This window comes from Rhizobium sp. S96 (assembly GCF_030382195.1).
Classification (GTDB): Bacteria; Pseudomonadota; Alphaproteobacteria; order Rhizobiales; family Rhizobiaceae; genus Rhizobium.
Map to the genome: position 1 here is coordinate 93701 of NZ_JAUDRY010000012.1, position 20496 is coordinate 114196.

Annotated in this window: 20 protein-coding genes; 8 read left to right on the forward strand and 12 right to left on the reverse strand. The window is 60.2% G+C overall.

Annotated elements, in window-relative coordinates:
- Nucleotides 1-2: 2 nt before the first annotated feature.
- Nucleotides 3-1649: a Na/Pi cotransporter family protein gene (locus QTL94_RS15260; RefSeq protein ID WP_289802449.1), complete on the reverse strand. Its 1647-nt coding sequence runs from the start codon at nt 1647-1649 to the stop codon at nt 3-5.
- A 207-nt stretch (nt 1650-1856) separates the two neighbouring features.
- The gene (locus tag QTL94_RS15265; RefSeq protein ID WP_289802450.1) at nt 1857-2318 is read right to left on the reverse strand and encodes a tRNA (cytidine(34)-2'-O)-methyltransferase; all 462 of its coding nucleotides are present in this window, start codon (nt 2316-2318) and stop codon (nt 1857-1859) included.
- Nucleotides 2319-2703: 385 nt separating this feature from the next.
- Here QTL94_RS15265 and QTL94_RS15270 point away from each other — a divergent pair, with 385 nt between their 5' ends.
- Nucleotides 2704-4557, forward strand: coding sequence for an ABC transporter ATP-binding protein (locus tag QTL94_RS15270; RefSeq protein WP_065690944.1), 1854 nt, complete (start codon nt 2704-2706; stop codon nt 4555-4557).
- 56 nt (nt 4558-4613) lie between these two features.
- Here the strand turns inward: QTL94_RS15270 and QTL94_RS15275 are convergent, their stop codons facing one another.
- Nucleotides 4614-4856: a hypothetical protein gene (locus QTL94_RS15275; RefSeq protein ID WP_113520810.1), complete on the reverse strand. Its 243-nt coding sequence runs from the start codon at nt 4854-4856 to the stop codon at nt 4614-4616.
- Nucleotides 4857-5017: 161 nt separating this feature from the next.
- Here QTL94_RS15275 and QTL94_RS15280 point away from each other — a divergent pair, with 161 nt between their 5' ends.
- Nucleotides 5018-6937, forward strand: coding sequence for an ABC transporter ATP-binding protein (locus QTL94_RS15280; RefSeq protein ID WP_065690946.1), 1920 nt, complete (start codon nt 5018-5020; stop codon nt 6935-6937).
- Here QTL94_RS15280 and QTL94_RS15285 read toward each other — a convergent pair.
- Complete coding sequence (locus QTL94_RS15285) at nt 6893-7825, reverse strand: endonuclease/exonuclease/phosphatase family protein (RefSeq protein ID WP_289802451.1); 933 nt, start codon at nt 7823-7825, stop codon at nt 6893-6895. The two genes, QTL94_RS15280 and QTL94_RS15285, sit on opposite strands and share 45 nt — an antisense overlap.
- Before the next feature lie 285 nt (nt 7826-8110).
- Here QTL94_RS15285 and petA point away from each other — a divergent pair, with 285 nt between their 5' ends.
- From petA to QTL94_RS15305, 4 genes are all read left to right on the forward strand, one after another.
- Complete coding sequence (gene petA, locus QTL94_RS15290; protein WP_065690948.1) at nt 8111-8689, forward strand: ubiquinol-cytochrome c reductase iron-sulfur subunit; 579 nt, start codon at nt 8111-8113, stop codon at nt 8687-8689.
- Between the two features lie 13 nt (nt 8690-8702).
- On the forward strand, nt 8703-9980 hold the full coding sequence (locus QTL94_RS15295) for a cytochrome b (RefSeq protein ID WP_113520807.1): 1278 nt from the start codon (nt 8703-8705) through the stop codon (nt 9978-9980).
- A gap of 25 nt (nt 9981-10005) precedes the next feature.
- Nucleotides 10006-10875 (forward strand): cytochrome c1, encoded by an 870-nt coding sequence (locus QTL94_RS15300; RefSeq protein ID WP_289802452.1) that lies wholly within the window; start codon nt 10006-10008, stop codon nt 10873-10875.
- 116 nt (nt 10876-10991) lie between these two features.
- The gene (locus QTL94_RS15305) at nt 10992-11534 is read left to right on the forward strand and encodes an adenine phosphoribosyltransferase (protein ID WP_065693400.1); all 543 of its coding nucleotides are present in this window, start codon (nt 10992-10994) and stop codon (nt 11532-11534) included.
- Between the two features lie 7 nt (nt 11535-11541).
- Here QTL94_RS15305 and QTL94_RS15310 read toward each other — a convergent pair whose 3' ends face one another.
- Nucleotides 11542-12009, reverse strand: a complete 468-nt coding sequence (locus QTL94_RS15310; protein WP_289802453.1) for a MaoC/PaaZ C-terminal domain-containing protein — start codon at nt 12007-12009, stop codon at nt 11542-11544.
- Nucleotides 12006-12494: a MaoC family dehydratase gene (locus QTL94_RS15315; RefSeq protein ID WP_502944140.1), complete on the reverse strand. Its 489-nt coding sequence runs from the start codon at nt 12492-12494 to the stop codon at nt 12006-12008. Before QTL94_RS15315 ends, QTL94_RS15310 begins: the two co-directional genes overlap by 4 nt.
- A 64-nt stretch (nt 12495-12558) precedes the next feature.
- Between QTL94_RS15315 and QTL94_RS15320 the strand changes: the two genes are divergently transcribed.
- Nucleotides 12559-13638 (forward strand): hypothetical protein, encoded by a 1080-nt coding sequence (locus QTL94_RS15320; RefSeq protein ID WP_289802455.1) that lies wholly within the window; start codon nt 12559-12561, stop codon nt 13636-13638.
- 24 nt (nt 13639-13662) lie between these two features.
- Here QTL94_RS15320 and ychF read toward each other — a convergent pair whose 3' ends face one another.
- Nucleotides 13663-14766, reverse strand: a complete 1104-nt coding sequence (ychF, locus tag QTL94_RS15325; protein ID WP_289802456.1) for a redox-regulated ATPase YchF — start codon at nt 14764-14766, stop codon at nt 13663-13665.
- Between the two features lie 191 nt (nt 14767-14957).
- On the opposite strand from ychF, the gene clpS reads away from it, so the two are divergent.
- Nucleotides 14958-15269, forward strand: a complete 312-nt coding sequence (gene clpS / locus QTL94_RS15330; RefSeq protein ID WP_065693405.1) for an ATP-dependent Clp protease adapter ClpS — start codon at nt 14958-14960, stop codon at nt 15267-15269.
- A 3-nt stretch (nt 15270-15272) separates the two neighbouring features.
- Here clpS and QTL94_RS15335 read toward each other — a convergent pair whose 3' ends face one another.
- The 5 genes from QTL94_RS15335 to QTL94_RS15355 form a co-directional block, all read right to left on the reverse strand.
- Entirely contained in the window at nt 15273-15725 is a 453-nt protein-coding gene (locus QTL94_RS15335; RefSeq protein ID WP_289802457.1) for a GNAT family N-acetyltransferase, read from the reverse strand.
- Nucleotides 15726-15727: 2 nt separating this feature from the next.
- Complete coding sequence (gene pth / locus QTL94_RS15340) at nt 15728-16447, reverse strand: aminoacyl-tRNA hydrolase (RefSeq protein ID WP_289802458.1); 720 nt, start codon at nt 16445-16447, stop codon at nt 15728-15730.
- 90 nt (nt 16448-16537) lie between these two features.
- Nucleotides 16538-17257: a substrate-binding periplasmic protein gene (locus tag QTL94_RS15345; protein WP_289802459.1), complete on the reverse strand. Its 720-nt coding sequence runs from the start codon at nt 17255-17257 to the stop codon at nt 16538-16540.
- A gap of 22 nt (nt 17258-17279) precedes the next feature.
- Nucleotides 17280-19634, reverse strand: coding sequence for an EAL domain-containing protein (locus QTL94_RS15350; RefSeq protein WP_289802460.1), 2355 nt, complete (start codon nt 19632-19634; stop codon nt 17280-17282).
- A 184-nt stretch (nt 19635-19818) separates the two neighbouring features.
- Nucleotides 19819-20421: a 50S ribosomal protein L25/general stress protein Ctc gene (locus tag QTL94_RS15355; protein ID WP_065693410.1), complete on the reverse strand. Its 603-nt coding sequence runs from the start codon at nt 20419-20421 to the stop codon at nt 19819-19821.
- Nucleotides 20422-20496 lie beyond the last annotated feature (75 nt).

A 20496-nucleotide genomic window follows, 5' to 3' on the forward strand; every position in this document is an offset into this window, starting at 1 on the left:
AGCTATTCCGCCGCCTTGCGGACGCGGCTTTCGATAAGCAGGCCGCTTTCGTCGAGGATGGGGTGTGCGACGGAGACGATGTGGGCGTTGATGCGCTTGAGGTCGCGCAGCATGTCCAGATGCAGGGAGCTGGTCTGCAGGCTGTCGGCGCGACCGTCGCGCAGGCGCTCGAGGTGGCGCTCGGACGATTGCTTCTCCATGCGGCGAACCTCGACCTTCACCTCCATGATCTGCTTTGCGAGATTGAAGTCGCGGGTGACGAAGATCGTCTGGGCGATGCGCAGGTTGTCGATCGTCAGGTGGAAGAGCTTGGTCAGCTCGGCATAGCCGTCGTCTGAGAACTTGAGGCCGAGCGAGACCTTCTTGCCGACCTGCGGCAGCAGGCCCTTTTCGATGATGTCGCCGATATGCTCGAGGTTGATCGCATAGTCGATGATCACGATCGAGCGCCTGCCGTCTTCCTCGCTCAAGCCGCCGCGGCCGAGCTTGGACAGGTAGATCTTCACCTCCTGCTGCAGGCTGTCGACGCGTTTTTCCAGCGCCGGGATTTCGGCGAGCTTGGACAGATCGTTCTTCTCGAAGGCGGTGGCGGCACGCAGCAGCATCCGCTCGATCAGGTCGCCGACGCCGAGCACTTCGCGGGTGGCGCTGGCAAGGGCAACGACTGGCGTCGAAAGTTCGTGGAGGTCGAGATATTTCGGGCCGGTGTCCGGTGCCGCGTCCTCGGGAACGAGCCGCAGCATCAGCCGAGACAGGATGCGGGAGAACGGCCAGGCAAGTGCTGCCAGGAGCAAATTGAAGGCAAGGTGAACATCGACCGGCAGCTTCGCGGGGTTCAGCGGCAGCATGCCCAACAGATCGGCGCCATAGCCAGCCAACGGCAGGGCGATCAGGCAGCCGATTGCCCGAACGATCAGGTTGCCGAGCGTCACCCGCTTGGCGGACGCCGGGCCTGAGAGCGACGCGATGACCGGCGGGATGGCGCCGCCGAGATTGGCGCCGAGCACCAGCACGATGATCAGCCCGGCCGACAGGATGCCGGTCGAGGCCAGCGACAGGATAAGCACGACCGCCGCCAGGCTGGAGGACGACACGAAGGCAATGCCGGCGGCAAACGCCAGGGCCACCGGCCAGGCATTGTCGAGCAGCCCGATGAAGGCCGCCAGCGCCGGCGACTGGCGCATCGGCTCGGTTGCGCTGCTGAGCAGGTGCAAGGACAGCAGCATCAGCCCGATCCCGATCAGCGCCGTGCCGCCGCCCTGGCGGGCCGTCGAGCCGCTGCGGTAGAGTACGATGCCGGCGAGGATGACGAGCGGCGACAGCCACTCGATGCCTGTTGCCACGATCCAGGCCGTCACGGCCGTCCCGACATTGGCGCCGAGCAGCACGATCTGGGCCATGCGCGGCTTGACCAGTTCACGCTCGACGAAGGAGGCGACCATCAGCGCGGTTGCGGTGGAGCTCTGCAGGGCCACGGTTGCGACAAAGCCGGACAGGAACGAGCGAAATCCGCTGCGCGTGCCGGAGGCAAGCCCGGTCCTCAGCCGCGCACCAAAGGCCCGGGAAACGCCATCCTTCACCTGCGCGAGGCCGAACAGCAGCAATGCCACGGCGCCGAACAGATTGATCATGACGATTGTCGATTCCATGCCGTCTTTTCTTTTTCCTGCCTGCCGGCTTTCCTGCGCTGAAGCAAATCTTCGAATCTATGGCATAGCCAAGTTATTGAAATTGCGTTGTTGCGCCGTTTGATTTGATTGCTCGGCTAAAAACTATACGCCCGTCTGGCGAATTCACAACGCCATGCGCGACATATTGTGGAGCCTGACCGGCATTTGTGGAGATGCGGCGGAAGGTCAACCCCAGACGGTTTGCCGCATTGCCTCTCCGACGATCATCGCGGCCGAAACGGCGACGTTGATCGAGCGCTGGCCCTCGACCATCGGCACCAATATCCGGGCATCCGCCCTGCCGTGCACCTGATCGGGGACGCCGGCGCTTTCTCGGCCGAAGAGAAGAACATCATCAGGACGGAAGGCGAAATCGGTGTAGCGCCCGGAAGCCTTCGTTGAGGCCAGCACGAGCCGGCGCCCGCTGGATTGCAGCCAGGTTTCGAAATGGTTCCAGGAGACGTGGCGTGTGAGGGCGGCGGTTGCGATGTAGTCCATGCCGGCGCGTTTGAGGTTGCGGTCCGAAATGTCGAAGCCGGCCGGCTCGATGATGTCGACGGCAAAACCGAGGCATGCGGCAAGACGCAGGATCGTGCCGGTATTTCCTGGAATATCGGGCTGGTAGAGCGCAAGTCTGAGGTCTGTCATCGTGTATGCCGTCTTGTTCGATTTTGTTGCGAAACTGGTATTTCAACTGCGATTTTCGTGCAACAGCCTGTCTTTAACCCCGAAACCTTCAATTTTGGCGTCGTAAAGGGCTGGAATTCTCGGTGATTTCGCGCTATCGGTGCATATCTTCAATCGTCAGCAGGGAGGCTATGATGATTACAATGCGATGCACGCGCCTCTCGCCCGTGACCCCGCGACTGACGATCCGGCACTCCTAAGTGCCCTTTCTTTCCTGATTTTCCTTTTCTGATCCATTGCGCGGCTGTTGTGGCCTCGCCCCTTGAACGTCCGGTTCCCATATGAGCCTTCAGCGCGTCCTTGCGCGGGCTCTGGGCCGGGACGCTGAAGTTTCGGAGCATTTTTTATGTTTGGCTGGTTCGAACAGAGACTCAATCCCTTTCCGAGCGAGGATCCCAAGGTTCCTCCGAAGGGGCTCTACGCCTTCTGCTGGCACTATACCAAGCCGGCGGCCCCATGGCTCGGCATGATGGCCGTGCTGACGATGCTGATTGCCATCGGCGAAGTGGCGCTCTTCCAGTTCCTCGGCAACATCGTCGACTGGCTGACGCATGCCGACCCCGCGACGTTCCTCCAGAGCGAGGGACACCGGCTCGTCTGGATGGGCGCGCTGATCCTCATCGGTTTGCCGGTGGCGGCTGTGCTGGACTCCTTGATCATGCATCAGGTCCTGCTCGGCAACTACCCGATGATCGCGCGCTGGCAGATGCACCGCTTCCTGATGCGCCACAGCATGACCTTCTTTGCCAACGAGTTCGCGGGACGCGTTGCAACGAAGGTGATGCAGACGTCGCTTGCCGTTCGCGAGACGGTGATGAAGATCCTCGACGTTTTCGTTTACGTCGTCACCTACTTCATCTCCATGATCGTGGTGATCGCGGCGGCCGACTGGCGATTGATGATCCCGATCCTGGCGTGGCTCGGCATCTACATCGGTATCGTATCCTACTTCGTGCCGCGGCTTCGCAAGATCGCCGCCACGCAGGCCGATGCGCGTTCGATGATGACCGGCCGCGTCGTCGACAGCTACACCAACATCGCGACGGTGAAGTTGTTCTCGCATGCGGGCAGGGAAGAGACCTATGCCAAGGAGGGCATGAACGAATTCCTGCAGACCGTGTATCAGCAGATGCGCAAGGTCACGATGTTCCACGCGGCGGTCTATATTAACAACTGCGTGGCGCTCTTCGTCATCTCCGGGCTGTCGATCTGGTTCTGGCTGAACGGCGGGATTTCGGTCGGGGCGATCGCCATTGCGATCGGTCTTGCGATGCGCGTCAACGGCATGTCGCAGTGGATCATGTGGGAAGTCTCGGCGCTCTTCGAAAACATCGGTACCGTCTATGACGGCATGGAGATGATGACGAAGAGCCACGACATCGTCGACAAGCCCGGTGCGCCGCAGCTGAGTGCCAAGCGGGGAGCGATCCATTACGATCGGATCGGTTTCCACTATGGCAAGGGCAAGGGCATCATCGAAAACCTGTCGCTCGACATCAAGGCGGGCGAGAAGGTGGGTCTCGTCGGTCGCTCCGGCGCCGGCAAGACCACGCTGATGAACCTGCTTCTGCGCTTCTATGATCTGGAAGCCGGGCGCATCACCATCGACGGGCAGGATATCGCGCATGTCTCGCAGGAGAGCCTGCGCGAACTGATCGGCGTGGTGACGCAGGATACCTCGCTGCTGCATCGTTCCATCCGCGACAACATCGCCTACGGTCGTCCGGATGCCACGGATGCCGAGGTCATCGAGGCTGCCAAGCGTGCCAATGCCTGGGATTTCATCGAGACCCTGGTGGACATGCAGGGGCGCAAGGCGCTGGATGCGCAGGTCGGCGAGCGCGGCGTCAAGCTTTCGGGCGGTCAGCGCCAGCGTATCGCCATCGCCCGCGTTTTCCTGAAGGACGCGCCGATCCTGGTGCTGGACGAGGCGACCTCGGCGCTCGATTCCGAAGTCGAAGCCGCGATCCAGGAAAACCTGTTCGCGCTGATGCAGGGCAAGACGGTGATCGCGATCGCCCACCGGCTGTCGACGCTGACGGAAATGGACCGCCTGATCGTGCTCGACAAGGGTCGGATCGTCGAGGCGGGCTCGCACGTCGAGCTTGTTCACCAGGGGGGCATTTATGCCGATCTCTGGAACCGGCAGTCCGGCGGCTTTCTTGCCGATCACGAAGACGCCGAAGAAGCGGCGGAATAAAAACAAGGCGCCCTCCCTGGGATATCGGGAGGGCGCCTTTTTATAGTGTGGTGCGTTCAGTGCCCGTCAGCTGAAAGGCTGTCAGCCCAGTCGATGACGCGGTGTCCCTCAACCGCCATGCTGTTGGTCGAGGCGAGTGCACGTAGTGCGGCGAGGCGTCGTTCTTCCTCGCGGTCAATCCAAGCGGTAATTGCCTCCGTAACGATCTGATCGTACGGCAGGTGAAGCTGTCCAATCATGGCGTCCAGTTTTTCCGCCAGAGGTAACGGAATACTCGACGTAAGCGTCTTCGTTTGCATCGCGGCAGTCTCCCGTGAAACTCTACAGTATGCCGAGATTGTGGCGAGTTATACTTCATTCAACGGCGATGCCGTTGATGTTACCGATCATTACCAAAATATAAGGTTGTCCGGCGGGAGCATTCCTTTCCCGTTCCGGCATATATGCCTATATCGCAATTATGCTGTTAAATCGAATCTTTAGTACTTTCGAAAATTGGATTGATCCGTTCCGGCCGCGCGACAATATACAGCCGCCGCGCTCGACTCTCGGATTCATCTCTTTCTATATCGGCCAGGCGAAGGCACCGTTCATCGCCATGCTGGTTCTCGGCGGCATGTCGGCCGCGATCGAGGCGGCGCTTTTCTGGTTCGTAGGGCGGGTGGTCGACATTCTGGCGAGCATCACGCCCGCCGCCGGCTGGAGCGGACTTCTCCAGGCGCATGGCGCGGAACTGTTCGGCATGCTGATCCTCATCGGCATCGTGCGCTTCGTGGTGGCGCTGCTGATTGCGCTTGTCGATCAACAGGTGATTACTCCGGGCTTCTACAATCTCGCGCGTTGGCAATCCTATCTGCACGTCTCGCGCCAGTCGCTCTCCTTCTTTCAAAGCGACTTTTCCGGGCGGATCGTCACCAAGGTCTGGTCAGCAGGGCAGGCGACGGGCGACCTCGTGACGTCATTGATGGAGAGCGTTTGGTTCGTCGGCATCTATGCGGCGACCACGCTGGTGCTCGTTGCCCGGCTCGATCTCTCGCTTGCCGTCGTGGTGTTGGGGTGGCTTTTCGCCTTTGGGCTGCTGGCGCGCTATTTCGTTCCCCGCATCCGCTATCACTCGCGTGAAACCGCGGAGGCCGCATCGATGCTCAACGGCCGGATGGTCGATGCCTACAGCAACATCCAGACGCTGAAGCTGTTTGCAAGGGACGAAGAGACCGACCGCTACATGCGGCAGGGCTTCGATTTCTACCAGGAAACCGTGCTGCGCTTCACACGCTTCATCACCGGCGTGCGTGCCTCCATGGCGCTGCTCTCCGGCCTGATGATCGTTATGATGGCCGGGCTCAGCGTCCATCTGTGGCTGCAAGGGCTCATCAGCTCCGGTGCCGTGGCCTTCTCGCTGGCGCTGGTGCTGCGGTTGAATTTCCTTCTGGGGCGACTGATGACGCAGTTCAACGGCATCATGCGCAATCTCGGAACCATCCAGAACTCGGCTGAGCTCATCTCCAAGCCTCTCGGGCTGGTCGACAAGCCGGATGCCCCCGATCTCGTCATCGCGCATCCGGGCATCCGCTTCGAGAATGTTACCTTCCATTATGGCAGGACCAGCGGTGTGATCGACGATTTTTCGCTGACCATCCGGCCGGGCGAAAAGGTCGGCATCGTGGGACGATCCGGCGCCGGCAAGTCGACGCTCGTGAACCTGATGCTGCGCCTCTACGATCTCGAGGGTGGGCGCATCCTGATCGACGGCCAGGACATTGCCGACGTCAAGCAGGAGTCACTGCGCATGCAGATCGGCGTTGTCAGCCAGGATACCTCGCTGCTGCACCGGTCGGTTCGGGACAACATCCTGTTTGGACGGCCCGATGCCGGCGAGGCTCGTCTCATCGACGCAGCGCGCCGGGCGGAAGCGCTCGGTTTCATCGAAAACCTTCAGGACCAGCAGGGACGCAAGGGCTTCGACGCTCATGTCGGCGAGCGCGGTGTCAAGCTCTCCGGTGGGCAGCGCCAGCGGATCGCAATTGCCCGCGTCATGCTCAAGGATGCGCCGATCCTCGTTCTCGACGAGGCGACTTCGGCGCTGGACTCCGAAGTGGAAGAAGCGATCCAGTCCAATCTCCATGGGATCATGGAGGGCAAGACCGTGCTTGCGATCGCGCATCGGCTTTCGACGATTGCCGCCCTGGACCGCCTGATCGTCGTCGACAAGGGCAGGATCATCGAGGAAGGAACTCACGAGGCGCTGCTTCAGCAGGGCGGTCTTTATGCGGAACTCTGGGCGCGCCAGTCGGGAGGCTTCCTGGCCGCCGATTACGAGGACGCAAAAAGTCCGTCAGCGCTCGATGGCAATCTCGGCCATGAGGCCAAAGTGATTTGAGCCGATGCTGTCATCCATCCGCGTGACCGATGTCAGCCGCAGCGGTGGACGGGCAAGGACGTGATCGATGGCGATGCCGACGGCGCCTGCCCGGATAGGCCAAGTGGCGGGCTCCGGAAAGACCGTGTTGAAGCCTGTCGCACGCATGAACCTCTGGATATGCGGATCGATTATCGCCGAGTTGAAGTCGCCCGCCAGCAGAAGCGGCCCGTCGGTCTCGGCGACGATCTTGCGCAGATCGGTGAGTTCATCGAGCTGAAAATCATCGAAATAGGGTTTTGCCAGGTGAACCGAGGCGAAATTGATCTTTGTGCCGTCGACGTCGATCGCCGTCTGGATTAGCCGATTTGGCCAGAGATCGCCGATGCTGCTGACGGATTGCGTGAGGAACGGTCGCTTGGAAAGGATCAGCGTGTCGCAGCCATCCGTGTCGGTGCCGCACCCTATGCGATAGGGATACGCCTGTGAAAGGCGCGGGATTTCAGGGCGCAGCGGTTCTGCTTCGAGAATGTTGACGATGTCGGCATCCGAGGCGATCACCGCATCGGCGATCCGAGCCCCGTTCCCGAGATTGTCGTTCATGATGTTGAAGGACATGAGGCGCAGGATGGGCTGCGTTGCGGCCGATGCCGGTGCGGCTTCGAAGGCCTTCAGCATGAACAGTCCATGGCCGAGCAGGAAGACGCCGACGGCGAGCAGGAGATAGGCAAACCAGTGGCGCTTGATCGCCAGCAGCACAAGTGTTGCCAGCACTGCGGCGAGCGCAAAATGAGCCTGGAAACTGTATACGAAGGCGAGCAGCCATGTATGCGTGACGTATCGCAGAGATATCGTTGCAAGCAGCAGCGATACGAGGACACTTCCCACACAGAATAAAGTGTCTTTCATCGCCGCGCGCCGAGAGTGGAACAACAATATGTCCGGGGCGTAGCATAGGCTTGATTTTGGTGCAACGCAGCAATGTTGCAAGCATGTGATTGTCTTCGAAAATCAACCCAAAATTCCCGCGACATTGTGCCCACATGCCCTTGCCAAGGCTGGACATAATTTGCGATCAAGCTTAGAACGCGCCGGATTGGTGGGGAATCTATGTTCGAATTGTGTCGCGACAGATTCGCCGCCTTGAGGGGATGGGGCGGAGTTCCGCAAAATTTGCGCAGAGGATGGTAAGCCGTGAGCGAACACGAAACGACAGGCGAGGTCACGGGCGAGCCCACTCGTCGTGATTTCCTTTATCTCACCACTGGTATGGCAGGCGCGGTGGGCGCCGTTTCGGTTGCCTGGCCGTTTATCGATCAGATGCGCCCCGATGCTTCGACATTGGCTCTGGCTTCGATCGAAGTCGATGTGTCGAGCCTCGAGCCCGGCATGTCGCTGACCGCCAAGTGGCGTGGCAAGCCGATCTTCATTCGCAATCGTACGCCTGAAGAAGTGAAGGCCGCCGACGACGTTGCGCTGGCAGATCTCAAGGATCCGATCGCACGCAACGCGAACCTGCCGGCAGACGCGCAGGCAACCGGCGTCGATCGTTCGGCCGGCAAGGACAAGGAAAACTGGATCGTCATGATCGGGTCCTGCACCCATCTCGGCTGTGTCCCGCTCGGCCAGGCCGGCGAATACAACGGTTGGTTCTGTCCCTGCCATGGCTCGGTCTACGACACGGCCGGCCGCATTCGCAAAGGTCCGGCACCGCAGAACCTTGCGATTCCGACCTATTCGTTCGTTTCCGATAAAGTAATCAAGATCGGTTGAGGGGGACTGATTTATGAGTGGCCATTCCAGCTACGAGCCATCAACCGGCCTTGAGAAGTGGATCGATGCACGCCTGCCGCTGCCTCGTCTCGTCTATGACAGCTTCGTCGCCTATCCGGTTCCGCGTAACCTGAACTATGCCTATACCTTCGGCGCCATGCTGTCGGTCATGCTGATCGTTCAGATCCTGACCGGCGTCGTGCTCGCGATGCACTATGCAGCCGAAACGACGGTTGCGTTCAACTCGGTCGAAAAGATCATGCGCGACGTCAACCACGGTTGGCTGCTGCGCTACATGCATGCCAACGGCGCGTCGTTCTTCTTCGTTGCCGTCTATCTGCACATTGCCCGCGGCCTCTACTACGGCTCGTACAAGGCGCCGCGCGAAATCCTCTGGATCCTCGGCGTTCTCATCTATCTGCTGATGATGGCGACCGGCTTCATGGGCTATGTTCTGCCCTGGGGTCAGATGTCCTTCTGGGGTGCGACCGTCATCACCGGCTTCTTCTCGGCATTCCCGCTGGTCGGCGAATGGGTGCAGCAGTTCCTGCTCGGCGGCTTTGCTGTCGACAATCCGACGCTGAACCGCTTCTTCTCGCTGCACTACCTGCTGCCATTCGTTATTGCCGGCGTCGTGGTCCTGCACATCTGGGCGCTGCACGTTACCGGCCAGACGAACCCGACGGGCGTCGAAGTCAAGACGAAGACGGACACGGTTCGTTTCACGCCTTACGCAACGCTCAAGGATGCGCTCGGCGTTTCGATCTTCCTGCTCGTCTACGCCTACTTCGTCTTCTACCTGCCGAACTTCCTCGGTCACGCCGACAACTACATCCCGGCTGACCCGTTGAAGACGCCGGCTCACATCGTTCCGGAATGGTACTTCCTGCCGTTCTACGCGATGCTGCGCTCGATCACCTTCAACGTCGGCCCGATCGACTCGAAGCTTGCAGGCGTTCTTGTGATGTTCGGCGCGATCATCGTACTGTTCTTCCTGCCGTGGCTCGACACCTCGAAGGTTCGTTCGGCGGTCTATCGTCCGTGGTACAAGATGGCTTACTGGCTGTTCGTGATCAACGCGATCATCCTCGGCTGGCTCGGTTCGCAGCCGGCGGAAGGCCTCTACACCACGATCTCGCAGATCTGTACGCTGCTTTACTTCGCCTTCTTCCTGGTCGTCATGCCGGTGCTTGGTCTCGTCGAGACGCCGCGCCGTGTGCCGAACTCGATCACGGAAGCCGTGCTTGAAAAGCGCAACAAGACTGCCTCGGCTGTAGCGGCCAAGGCATAAGCGGGCGACGAGAGGGAAACAAACCATGAAAAAGCTTCTTGCAAGCATTCTGTCGCTCGCAGTCGTCGCCGGTCTCGGAACCGCGGTTTTCGCTGAGGAGGCTGCAAAGTCTGCTGAGCACCACGAAGCCGCGACCCCGCACTATCCGCTGAAGGAGCCCAAGGAAGTCGATTGGTCCTTCGCAGGTCCTTTCGGCACCTACGACAAGGGCCAGCTGCAGCGCGGCCTGAAGGTTTACACGGAAGTCTGTGCTGCCTGTCACTCCATGAAGCTGGTGCCGTTCCGCATGCTCGGCGAGCTCGGCTACTCGGATGCGCAGGTCAAGGCCTTCGCGGCGAACTACGAAGTACAGGATGGCCCGAACGCCAGCGGTGACATGTACACCCGCAAGGCCGTGCCTTCCGACTACTTCCCGTCGCCGTTCCCGAACGCCGAAGCGGCTGCTGCGTCCAACAACGGTGCCGCACCGCCTGACATGTCGCTGCTCGCCAAGGCGCGCGAAGTCGAACGCGGTTTCCCGCGCTTCATCTTCGATATCTTCACGCAGTACCAGGAAGGCGGACCGGATTATATCTATTCGCTGCTGACCGGCTACGAAGAGCCTCCGGCTGGCTTCCAGGTTTCGCAGGGACAGCACTACAACCCGTACTTCCATGCTGCCGCCGTTCTGGCCATGCCGAAGCCGCTGTCTGACGGTCAGGTGACCTATGACGACGGCTCGCCGGCAACCGTCGACCAGTATGCCAAGGACGTCTCGTCCTTCCTGATGTGGGCCGCAGAGCCACATCTGGTGGAGCGCAAGCATACCGGCTTCATGGTCATGGTGTTCCTGCTGATCTTCTCGGTACTGATCTACCTGACGAAGCGCTCGGTTTACGCGAACAAGGAACACTGAGGGTTTTGCTCTCATGTTGCGGAAAAGGCGGCCTAGTGGCCGCCTTTTTTGTTGGTTCCATCTGTCGCAATTGATAGGGTGCGCCAACTTTCGACCCCTGCAGATATGGATTTTCCATGAACGACAAGACCTCGGAGCTCGCTGCCAGCATTCGCTCCATCCCGGATTATCCCAAGCCCGGCATCATCTTCCGTGACATCACGACGCTTCTTGGCAATGCGCGTGCGTTCCGACGCGCCGTCGATGAGCTTGTCCAGCCCTATGCCGGCATGAAGATCGACAAGATCGCGGGCATGGAAGCCCGAGGCTTCATTCTGGGCGGTGCTGTCGCCCACCAGCTTTCGGCCGGCTTCGTGCCGATCCGCAAGAAGGGCAAGCTGCCGCACGATACCGTGCGGATTGCCTATAGCCTGGAATACGGCGTGGACGAGATGGAGATGCATCGCGATGCGGTGCAGCCGGGCGAAAAAGTGATCCTGGTGGATGACCTGATCGCCACCGGCGGAACGGCTGTCGGCGCCACGCAGCTGCTGCGCCAGATCGGGGCGGAGGTCGTCTCTGCCTGCTTCGTGATCGACCTGCCAGATCTCGGCGGTCGCGCCAAGCTCGAGGCGCTGGGCGTTGACGTCCGGACGCTTGTCGAATTTTCGGGGCACTAAGCTCCGATCATTCGAATTCCAGAACGCTGCCTTCGAAGCGAATGACAGGGGTGCCATCGGTGATGGCGCCCTCGGAAAGAATGGTGTTCAGCCGCATGCCAGGGCGCGAGGCCAGCGCGCGGCTCGCCAGCAAGGTGTTCGAATAGTGCACGACTTCGCCTGCGAAGACGGGACGAATCCACTGCATGTTCCTGAAGCCGGGTGAGGGGCCAAGATTGGGCGGCACCGATCCTTCACGTATCAGCCGCTCGGCCTCTACCTTCCAATAGGCCAGGAATACCTGCATCCAGGCCGCGCTTGTGTGCCAGCCGGATGCGCATAGACCTCCGAACAGGCTCTCCTTGGCCGCTGCCGTTTCGACATGGAAGCGCTGCGGATCAAAGCGTCGCGCAAACGACAGGATCCTTTCTTCCGTAAAGGCATAGTGGCCGATGTCGGTCTTCTCGCCGATCGGGTAGCGCTCGACCATGATCATGGAGCTTTATCCAACGTTTGGCGCGTGGAGAACATGATCGAGTTCTCAGAGAAGCAGACGATCTGACCCTTCTGGTTCTCGATTTCGTGGCGAAACTTCACGATGCCGATCCCTGGCCTCGAGCGCAGTGGCCGCGCGTCCACTACCGTCGAGCGGCCGGCAAGCGTGTCTCCCGCAAGCACGGGCTTGCGCCATTCCATGACATCGACGCCGGGGGCCCCCTGCGACAGAGAATTGATGAGGAAGCTGTCGGTCATCATCCGCATGAGCATTGCCGATGTGTGCCAGCCGGAGGCGGCCAGTCCACCGAGGATGCTGTCGCGGCCGGCCGTCTCGTCGAGATGCATGGGCTGCGGATCGAATTCCCGCGCGAACTCGATGATCTCTTCGGCCGTGACCGTCTTCGGGCCGAGGATGAAGACTTGATCCGGATGGAAATCCTCGAAAGCCAGTGTCTGATCGGACAAATTTGCCCTCCGCTTCATAGGAGTTTCACAAGGACTACAATAGCATCCGGCACGACTCAACGATTGCTGCGAGATTTCCTGTATGTCAGACCTAAAGTCGATCATCGACGCCGCCGAAAGAGAAGGGCTCATTCCGACGCAAGGCTCAGCGCCACTGACGGCGTTTCTGCTCGAGCGCGGGGTGACGGTTGACGCTGACCGGGCGACCAGGCGGAGGGCTGCAGTGGCGTTCTCGGATACGGAGACGCCAAGCTTTGTGCGTGGCTTCCATGACGTCCTGATCACCATCGGCATCGTCGTGGCGCTTGCGGGGCTCTGGGGGATTGCTTCGGTCTATGCCGTCCTGCCGGCCGTTATCGTGCTGGCTGAAATCCTCGTGCGGCGGCAGAGGCTGGCCTTGCCGGCCGTCGCCCTGACCATTGCGCTGACGGTCTGGACTGGTGTTGTTGCTGCGGCCTTGCTGGACGGCTGGCCCAACGCGGCGGCACTCGGCGACAACAAGGCGCTGCAGTTCGCGCTTTGCTTTCCGGTCGTGCTGGGCGCCTTCTACCTGCGTTACCGGATACCACTGGCGCTCGCGCTCACCATCATGGGCGCGATAGCGGTTATTCTGCTGCTTGTCCTGCAGGCTCTCAGCTGGATGAGTGGCGATCCCTTCTTCGTGCTCAATCACACGGGCGTGCTGTCGTTTGTCGCCGTTGCCTGCGCTGTCGGCCTCTTTGCCCTTGCCATGCGCTTCGACCTCAGGGATCCGCTTCGTCGCACCATCACTGCCGACGTTGCCTTCTGGCTGCATCTTGGCGCGGCTCCGGCGCTGCTTTACAGCGTTCTCTCGCTGGCCGGTGCGGATGGCAGCCTGTTTGCGACGCTGCAGACCGTGTCTTTCCGCACACCGCTGGTGGTGGCGACGGTAGCTGCGCTGATGCTGGTCGGGCTGGTGATCGATCGCCGCGCTTTCGTGACCTCAGGACTGCTGTCGCTCGGCTTCGCGCTTTACGGCATCTTTCGCCAGGGCGAGGCCCGGGTCGATACCTACGTCTTCACGACGTTGCTGACGGTCGGCGTGATCGTTCTGGTCATCGGCACCGGATGGATGCCGCTGCGGCGGGTCGTCATGGGGGCGCTGCCGGCCGCCATCCGCGAAAAACTGCCGCCCGCATAGGCGGCAGTTTGTGTCAGTGGGGTATCAGGTGTTGAAGCGGAAGTGGATGACGTCGCCGTCCTGGACGACGTATTCCTTGCCTTCGTCGCGGCCCTTGCCGGCTTCCTTGGCACCGACTTCACCCTTGAAGTTGATGTAGTCGTCGTAACCGATTGTGAAGGCGCGGATGAAGCCGCGTTCGAAATCGGTGTGGATGACGCCTGCCGCCTGCGGGGCCTTGGTGCCGCGCACGATGGTCCAGGCGCGGGTTTCCTTGGGGCCGACGGTGAAATAGGTGATCAGGTCGAGCAGGTGATAGCCCGCACGGATCAGGCGGTCGAGACCGGCTTCTTCCAGACCGAGGGCGGAGAGGAACTCCGTCGCTTCTTCTTCCGGCAGTTGCGCGACTTCGGCTTCGATGGCGGCCGAGATGATGACGCATTCCGCACCCTGCTTCTCCGCCATAACGGCGACGGCCTTGGTGTGCTCGTTGCCGGTGGAAGCGTCGCCTTCAGCGACGTTGCAGACGTAGAGGACCGGATGCGAGGTCAGGAGGTTGAGACCCTTGAGGATCTCGATCTCTTCAGGCGCCAGCGTCTTCAGCAGAAGACGGGCGGGCTTGCCTTCGTTGAGGAGCTTGATCACCGCTTCCATAACAGGAAGCTGCGCCATCGATTCCTTGTCCTTGCCGGTGGCGCGCTTGCGGGTCTGCTCGACGCGGCGCTCCAGGCTTTCGAGGTCGGCGAGCATCAGCTCGGTCTCGATCGTATCGGCATCGCCGACCGGGTTGATACGGCCCTCGACGTGGGTGATGTCGTCGTCCTCGAAGCAGCGTAGCACGTGCACGACGGCATCGACTTCGCGGATGTTGGCGAGGAACTTGTTGCCGAGGCCTTCACCCTTGGACGCGCCGCGCACGAGGCCGGCGATGTCGACGAAGGAGATGCGGGTCGGAATGATTTCCTTGGAGCCGGCGATGGACGCCAGCTTCTGCATGCGCGGATCCGGAACGGCGACTTCGCCGGTGTTCGGCTCGATCGTGCAGAAGGGATAGTTTGCCGCCTGCGCTGCCGCCGTCTTGGTAAGCGCGTTGAAGAGGGTCGACTTGCCGACATTCGGCAGACCGACGATACCGCATTTGAAGCCCATGGCTGAAACCTGCTGTTCTTGAAGTTCTTGGGGGTGCGTATGGGATAAAAGGCGGTGCGCGGTCAAGCTTTTCGCGCATCTGCACGCCATCCGTAGGTGCCTTTGTCTTGATCCGCGACCTTTGCGGCGCAATATAGACCTTAGCGAGCCTTAACCTCGCCGTTCCCATGTCATCAACGGGTGGACCTCCGATGAGTGACAACGACATTGCCCAGAAACCGAAAGTCGCGTCGAAGCCGAAGCTGGATCGACCGAAGCTGTACAAGGTCATTCTCGTCAATGACGACTATACGCCGCGCGAATTCGTCATCGCCGTTCTCAAGGCCGTTTTCCGGATGAGCGAGGAAACCGGCTACCGGGTGATGCTGACTGCGCACAAGCTGGGTACATCCGTGGTGGTCGTCTGCGCCAAGGACATCGCCGAGACCAAGGCGAAAGAGGCGGTGGATTTCGGCAAGGAGGCCGGCTTTCCGCTGATGTTCGTCACCGAACCCGAGGAATAGTCCCTATTGGCGACGGATCTGGTAACCCGTCTTGTCCTGGACGAAACCGCAGTTCTCGTAGAAGCGCAGCGTCGAAGGATCCTTTGATCCGATCAGCAGCATGACCTTGTAGCAGTCTGCATCCCATGCCGCATCTACGGCGTGGCGTATGAGCGCGCCCGCATGACCTCGTTTCCTGTAGTCACCATGGGTGACGACATTCTCGATCAATGCGTAGGAGGCGCCATTTCGCGTCAGGTTCGGAATGACGATCAACGTTACCGTGCTGGTCGGTGCAGCGCCGAGAAAGCCGATGAAAACGGACATTCCGGGCTGGGCCAGCATGGCCGTGAAACGTTCCTCGGCCCTGGCGGGAGCGAGTACGGGATCCCCGGAGTTGAAGTGACGATAGAGCTCGATCAGACTTTCCAGGTCATCCGCCGCAGCCCGGCGGATCGAAAAAGCCGCGTCGCTCACCGTCACTCTCCCTTGTTGCCGAACATCTTCTTCAGCATCTCGGCCATCGGTCCTGTTGTCGGTAGCGCTTTTGGCTGCGCGTGGTTGCGCGCCTGATGAATGTGCGACTTTGCGACCGGCTTCTTCTCGGCCTTCGGCTTGTCCTCGTCGGCCTTGCCGCCGACCGCCAGGGCGAGCTTGTTCATGAGCTGCGAATCTTCCTTCCGCACCAGCATCTCGGCGTTGTCGGCGAGGGCCTCCAGCATCGGCTCCAGCCAGGTCTGGTCGACCTTGGCGAAATCGCCGAGCACATAATGATGCACCAGATCCTTGTTGCCGGGATGGCCGATACCGAGCCGCAGGCGGCGGTAGTCCTTGCCGCAGTGGGCGTCCAGAGACTTGATGCCGTTGTGGCCGCCGTGCCCGCCACCGGTCTTGATACGGGCCTTGGCGGGGGGCAAGTCCAGCTCGTCGTAGATGGCGACGAGATCGGCGGGCTGCAGCTTGTAGAAGCGTATCGCCTCGCCGACAGATTCGCCGGACAGATTCATGTAGGTCTGCGGCTTGATCAGCAGCACCTTCTCTCCGCCAATCTCGCCCTCGGCGATCTCGGCTTTGAATTTTTTCGACCACGGCGAAAAGCTGTGGCGTCGGTGGATGGCGTCGACTGCCATGAAGCCAATGTTATGGCGGTTTCCGGCGTATTGTTTGCCTGGATTGCCGAGGCCGGCGATGATCAGCATGGCGCGTTCATTCCTCGCAAGGTCGCTTTGCCGTTCACCACCGCGAAACGGTGACAAAGTCAAGCGCAAGCGAGTGGTCCTGGCGGAAAATCAATACGTAGGATGCAGGCCGTACTTTTCGAAGATTGCCTTTTGCGTGCCATCGGCAATCATTTTGCTCAAGGTATCCTGCATCTTTGCCAGAAGATCCGGAGGGAAATTCTTTTCGCACGCAATGCCCAAAGGCTGAGAGGAGAGAAGAGCGACCTTCTCCAGCGGCTGATCCTTCTTCAATTTCTCAAAGAAGGATTCCGAGATTGGCATCATGTCGATGCGGCCGTTCAGCAACTTGCGAAGCGACGCATTAAAGTCGGACGCGACGTCGATCCTGGTGAAGCCTTTTTCCTTGAGAAGCGTCTCGGTATAGTCACCACGATGCGTGCCGACTGTGTATCGTCTGGCGTCCTCAATATTGTTCGCGGATACACCCGATCCTGACTTGGTGATCAGAATATTCTGATCAAGGAGCAGCGGTTCCACCCATTTGAACAGCGCGTCGCGTTGTTGGCTGTGCGCGGTGGTGAACACGCAGGTCATTGGGGTGGTTTGGGCGAGAGCGTAGGCGCGTGTCCATGGCATCATCTCGATCTTGTGGTCGACGCCTACCGCCGTCATGACGGTTTCTACCTGGTCGACGGAAGCGCCCTTGAGTTCCTTGCCTTCGCGATAGCTGAACGGCGGATAGTCCTCGGTGAACAGGGTGACGGTTTCCGCCTTGGCGGGCGCAAACGAAGAAAGACCGAGAAGAGCAAGGATCAACAGGCGTTTCATCGTTATGCCTTCCTTTCGGCGCTTAGGATGCTCGCGCGACTTCTAGTTTGACGACTGTCAGCTGCTCGATGAGCTGTGCCGCATTCTGAGGACGGTGGAAGAGGTATCCCTGACCATAGTCGAGGCCCATCTCGCAAAGCGTCCTGCATTCCTCTTCCGTCTCGATGCCTTCGGCGATGACCGTGCAATCCATCTTGTGAGACAGGGTGGTGATGCTTTCAACCAGCATGCGGCTCTTGTGGCGCACGTCTTCGTTGACGTCATTGATCGAGCGGGTGAAGGACTGGTCGATCTTGATGATATCGACCGGGAAGCGGTTGAGATAGCTCAGCGATGAGTATCCCGTGCCGAAGTCGTCCAGGGCAATGCGGCAGCCGAAACGGCGCAATTCGCTGACGATCATGCGGATTTCCGGATTATTGTGCATCAGCACTGCTTCGGTGATCTCGACGACGATCCGTTCCGGGCGGATGCCGTGGCGGCCGAGCAAGGCGGCCAGTCGCGCGGGGAGGGCGGCTTCGAATTGCAGCGGCGAGAAGTTGATGGCGAGATAGCTGTCCTGCATGCCCGCGAGCTTCGAGATCCGGGCCAGATGCGCGATCGCCTTCTCCATGATGACATTGCCGACGCGCACGATCTTCGCCGTCTCTTCCGCAACGTTGATGATCTCGGCTGGAGGCATCAACCCCTTTTGCGGATGGTTGAGGCGCATCAGGGCCTCGAAGCCGGCAATGCCGCGACCGTTCAGATGGACGATCGGCTGCAGATAGGCGTCGAACCAGCCCTCGGCCAAGCCTGTCTCAATGCATGTTTCGATCTCGGCGCGGGCGCGTGCGTGGTCCAGCATGCCATTGTCGAAGAGCTGCGCGCCGTTCTTGCCGTCACGCTTCTTGGCGTACATGGCCATGTCGGATTTTTGCAGGAGCTCTGCGGCGGTCGTGGCATGCCGCGGATAGATCGCGATGCCGACGCTGGCGCTGAGATGCAGATCGGCGCCAAAGGGCTCGTGGAATATCGAAGCGATCTGCTCGGCCATAACAGCCGCGCGGCGGGCGGCGTCCTTTGCCGGCAGCAGGATCGCGAATTCGTCACCGCCGAGGCGGGCGGCCACGTCGGATGGCGCGAGATGTGCCTTCAAGCGGTCGACGAACTCGCGCAGAGCCCGGTCGCCTTCGGCGTGGCCGAGATTGTCGTTGATCCACTTGAAGCGATCGAGGTCGACGAACAGGCAGGCAAGCTCCTGGCCGGCAGCGTCGGCTTCGCCGATCTTCCCGTCGAGGACAGTCTCGAAACCCTGGCGGTTGAGAAGCCCGGTCAGATGGTCGCTGATCGCCTGGCGGTGGTTCCGCGCTTCGGATGCCTTGAGTTCCGTCACATCGGTCATGACGGACAGTGAAAGCATGTCGTGGCCGCCTGTGGCGGCTTTCGATTCCAGAATCAGGACATCCATCAAGCGACCGTCTGCGCAAAGGAACTTCACGGTCACATCGACAGCGGTGCCGCCGTCCTTCTTGCGATTGAGGAAGGCCTCCCTGGTATCCGATGTTACCAGATCAGTGAACCTGCTGCCGATAACGCGCGGACGCTCGTAGCCGGTGGCGACCAGCCAGTAGTCGCTGACGGCGGTGATCCGATCGTCCTCGTCGAGCGAGAACAGCATGGCGGGCGTGAGGTCGTAGATGTCGATCGCGCGGCGATGGGCGAGCTTCAGCTCCTGCTCCTCGCGTTCGAGCTTGGATTGCATCTCGTTAAAGCCGCGGGCAAGGCGGCCCATTTCGTCGTTCGAGTGCCAGTCGACGTGGTGGCGCGAACCCAGCTGGCGCGTCGCCTCGGTGGCGGCAATCAGGCGCATCAGCGGACGGATGATGAAGATGCGGTTACCGATCAATGCGGAGCTGAAGACCGTGAGGACCGCGAAGATGAAGATCGACATGAAGACGATCTCTTCATGCTTCAGGCCCGAGAACAGGCCAAGCGCAGGATAGAAGACGGAGATGGTGCCGAGGTTCTTCGGGCCATCGACCGTGTTGTAGATGATGGCGCGCGATACCTGGACGAGTTCGCCGCCGAAAGACTTCGGAATGGTCGACTGGGTGACATCCAGCTGCCCGGACTGGTCGCGGACCTGAACCTTGACGATCGCCCCTTGTGAAACGACGGTTGCGCTGATCTGCGCGACGCTGTCTTCGTCGAGATCCCATAGAGGTTTCGCCAGTGCCTGGGCGTTTGCAACAAGAAGAACGGAGATGTGGTCGCGGATTTCCTTATCCGCTCGCTCCGAGGAAAGAAACAGGAAGAGAACAAACAGAGGGGCGACGAAGAGGAGCAGGGCTCCGCAAACGATCGCCAGAAATCTGTTCTGAACGGAATTGTTCATATTTTCCTGTCGGCTCCCTGCCGTACCTTTTTTATCGCTTCCTGCCATCGCAGGACTTTCATAAGCGGTACCGGATGCTTCCATGAAATGTATTAAATGTTGCTGAAACGACCTCCTTCGCCCAAATGAAAAGGCCCGCCTTCCGGAGAAAGCGGGCCTTATGCTTTACAAATTATGGAAGCTATTAAGCTTCTGCTTCGCCAGCTTCTTCGGCAACGCCGCCTGCCGGAGCAACGATCGTTGCGATCGTGAAGTCGCGGTCGATAACCGTCGTCACGCCCTTGGGCAGGGTGACTTCCGAGATATGGATGCTGTCGCCGATCTTCTTGCCGCTGAGGTCAATGTTGAAGAATTCCGGGATAGCGTCTGCCGGGCAATGAACTTCGATTTCGTGACGAACGATGTTCAGAACGCCGCCAACCTTGAGGCCCTGGGACTTCTCTTCGTTGATGAAGTGAACCGGGATTTCAACGGTGACCTGGGTGTTGCCCGAAACGCGCAGGAAGTCTACGTGCATCGTGAAGTCGCGAACCGGATCGAGCTGGTAGTCCTTCGGCAGAACCTTGTACTTCTTGCCGTCGACTTCGATCGTTGCAACGGTGGTCATGAAACCGCCGGCGTGGATGCGCTTCGTCACCTCATTGGTGCTGAGAGCGATAGAAATTGGGGCCTGCTTGTCACCATAGATGACAGCGGGAATCAAACCGTTGCGGCGAAGTTCACGGGCGGACCCCTTACCAACCCGTTCGCGCGCCTCGGCCTTGAGCTCGTAGCTTGCGTGGCTCATGACTTTTCCTTCCGAGGTTATTTGGAGAGCTCCGCATGGCGTGTGCCTGTACGGAACTGGAGGCGGGGGGTACCC

Coding starts and splice junctions, on each gene's coding strand:
- QTL94_RS15260 (WP_289802449.1), bottom strand. CDS start 1,649: ATGGAATCGACAATCGTCATGATCAATCTGTTCGGCGCCGTGGCATTG.
- QTL94_RS15265 (WP_289802450.1), bottom strand. CDS start 2,318: ATGACAGACCTCAGACTTGCGCTCTACCAGCCCGATATTCCAGGAAAT.
- QTL94_RS15270 (WP_065690944.1), top strand. CDS start 2,704: ATGTTTGGCTGGTTCGAACAGAGACTCAATCCCTTTCCGAGCGAGGAT.
- QTL94_RS15275 (WP_113520810.1), bottom strand. CDS start 4,856: ATGCAAACGAAGACGCTTACGTCGAGTATTCCGTTACCTCTGGCGGAA.
- QTL94_RS15280 (WP_065690946.1), top strand. CDS start 5,018: ATGCTGTTAAATCGAATCTTTAGTACTTTCGAAAATTGGATTGATCCG.
- QTL94_RS15285 (WP_289802451.1), bottom strand. CDS start 7,825: ATGAAAGACACTTTATTCTGTGTGGGAAGTGTCCTCGTATCGCTGCTG.
- QTL94_RS15295 (WP_113520807.1), top strand. CDS start 8,703: ATGAGTGGCCATTCCAGCTACGAGCCATCAACCGGCCTTGAGAAGTGG.
- QTL94_RS15300 (WP_289802452.1), top strand. CDS start 10,006: ATGAAAAAGCTTCTTGCAAGCATTCTGTCGCTCGCAGTCGTCGCCGGT.
- QTL94_RS15305 (WP_065693400.1), top strand. CDS start 10,992: ATGAACGACAAGACCTCGGAGCTCGCTGCCAGCATTCGCTCCATCCCG.
- QTL94_RS15310 (WP_289802453.1), bottom strand. CDS start 12,009: ATGATCATGGTCGAGCGCTACCCGATCGGCGAGAAGACCGACATCGGC.
- QTL94_RS15315 (WP_502944140.1), bottom strand. CDS start 12,494: ATGAAGCGGAGGGCAAATTTGTCCGATCAGACACTGGCTTTCGAGGAT.
- QTL94_RS15320 (WP_289802455.1), top strand. CDS start 12,559: ATGTCAGACCTAAAGTCGATCATCGACGCCGCCGAAAGAGAAGGGCTC.
- ychF (WP_289802456.1), bottom strand. CDS start 14,766: ATGGGCTTCAAATGCGGTATCGTCGGTCTGCCGAATGTCGGCAAGTCG.
- clpS (WP_065693405.1), top strand. CDS start 14,958: ATGAGTGACAACGACATTGCCCAGAAACCGAAAGTCGCGTCGAAGCCG.
- pth (WP_289802458.1), bottom strand. CDS start 16,447: ATGCTGATCATCGCCGGCCTCGGCAATCCAGGCAAACAATACGCCGGA.
- QTL94_RS15345 (WP_289802459.1), bottom strand. CDS start 17,257: ATGAAACGCCTGTTGATCCTTGCTCTTCTCGGTCTTTCTTCGTTTGCG.
- QTL94_RS15350 (WP_289802460.1), bottom strand. CDS start 19,634: ATGAACAATTCCGTTCAGAACAGATTTCTGGCGATCGTTTGCGGAGCC.
- QTL94_RS15355 (WP_065693410.1), bottom strand. CDS start 20,421: ATGAGCCACGCAAGCTACGAGCTCAAGGCCGAGGCGCGCGAACGGGTT.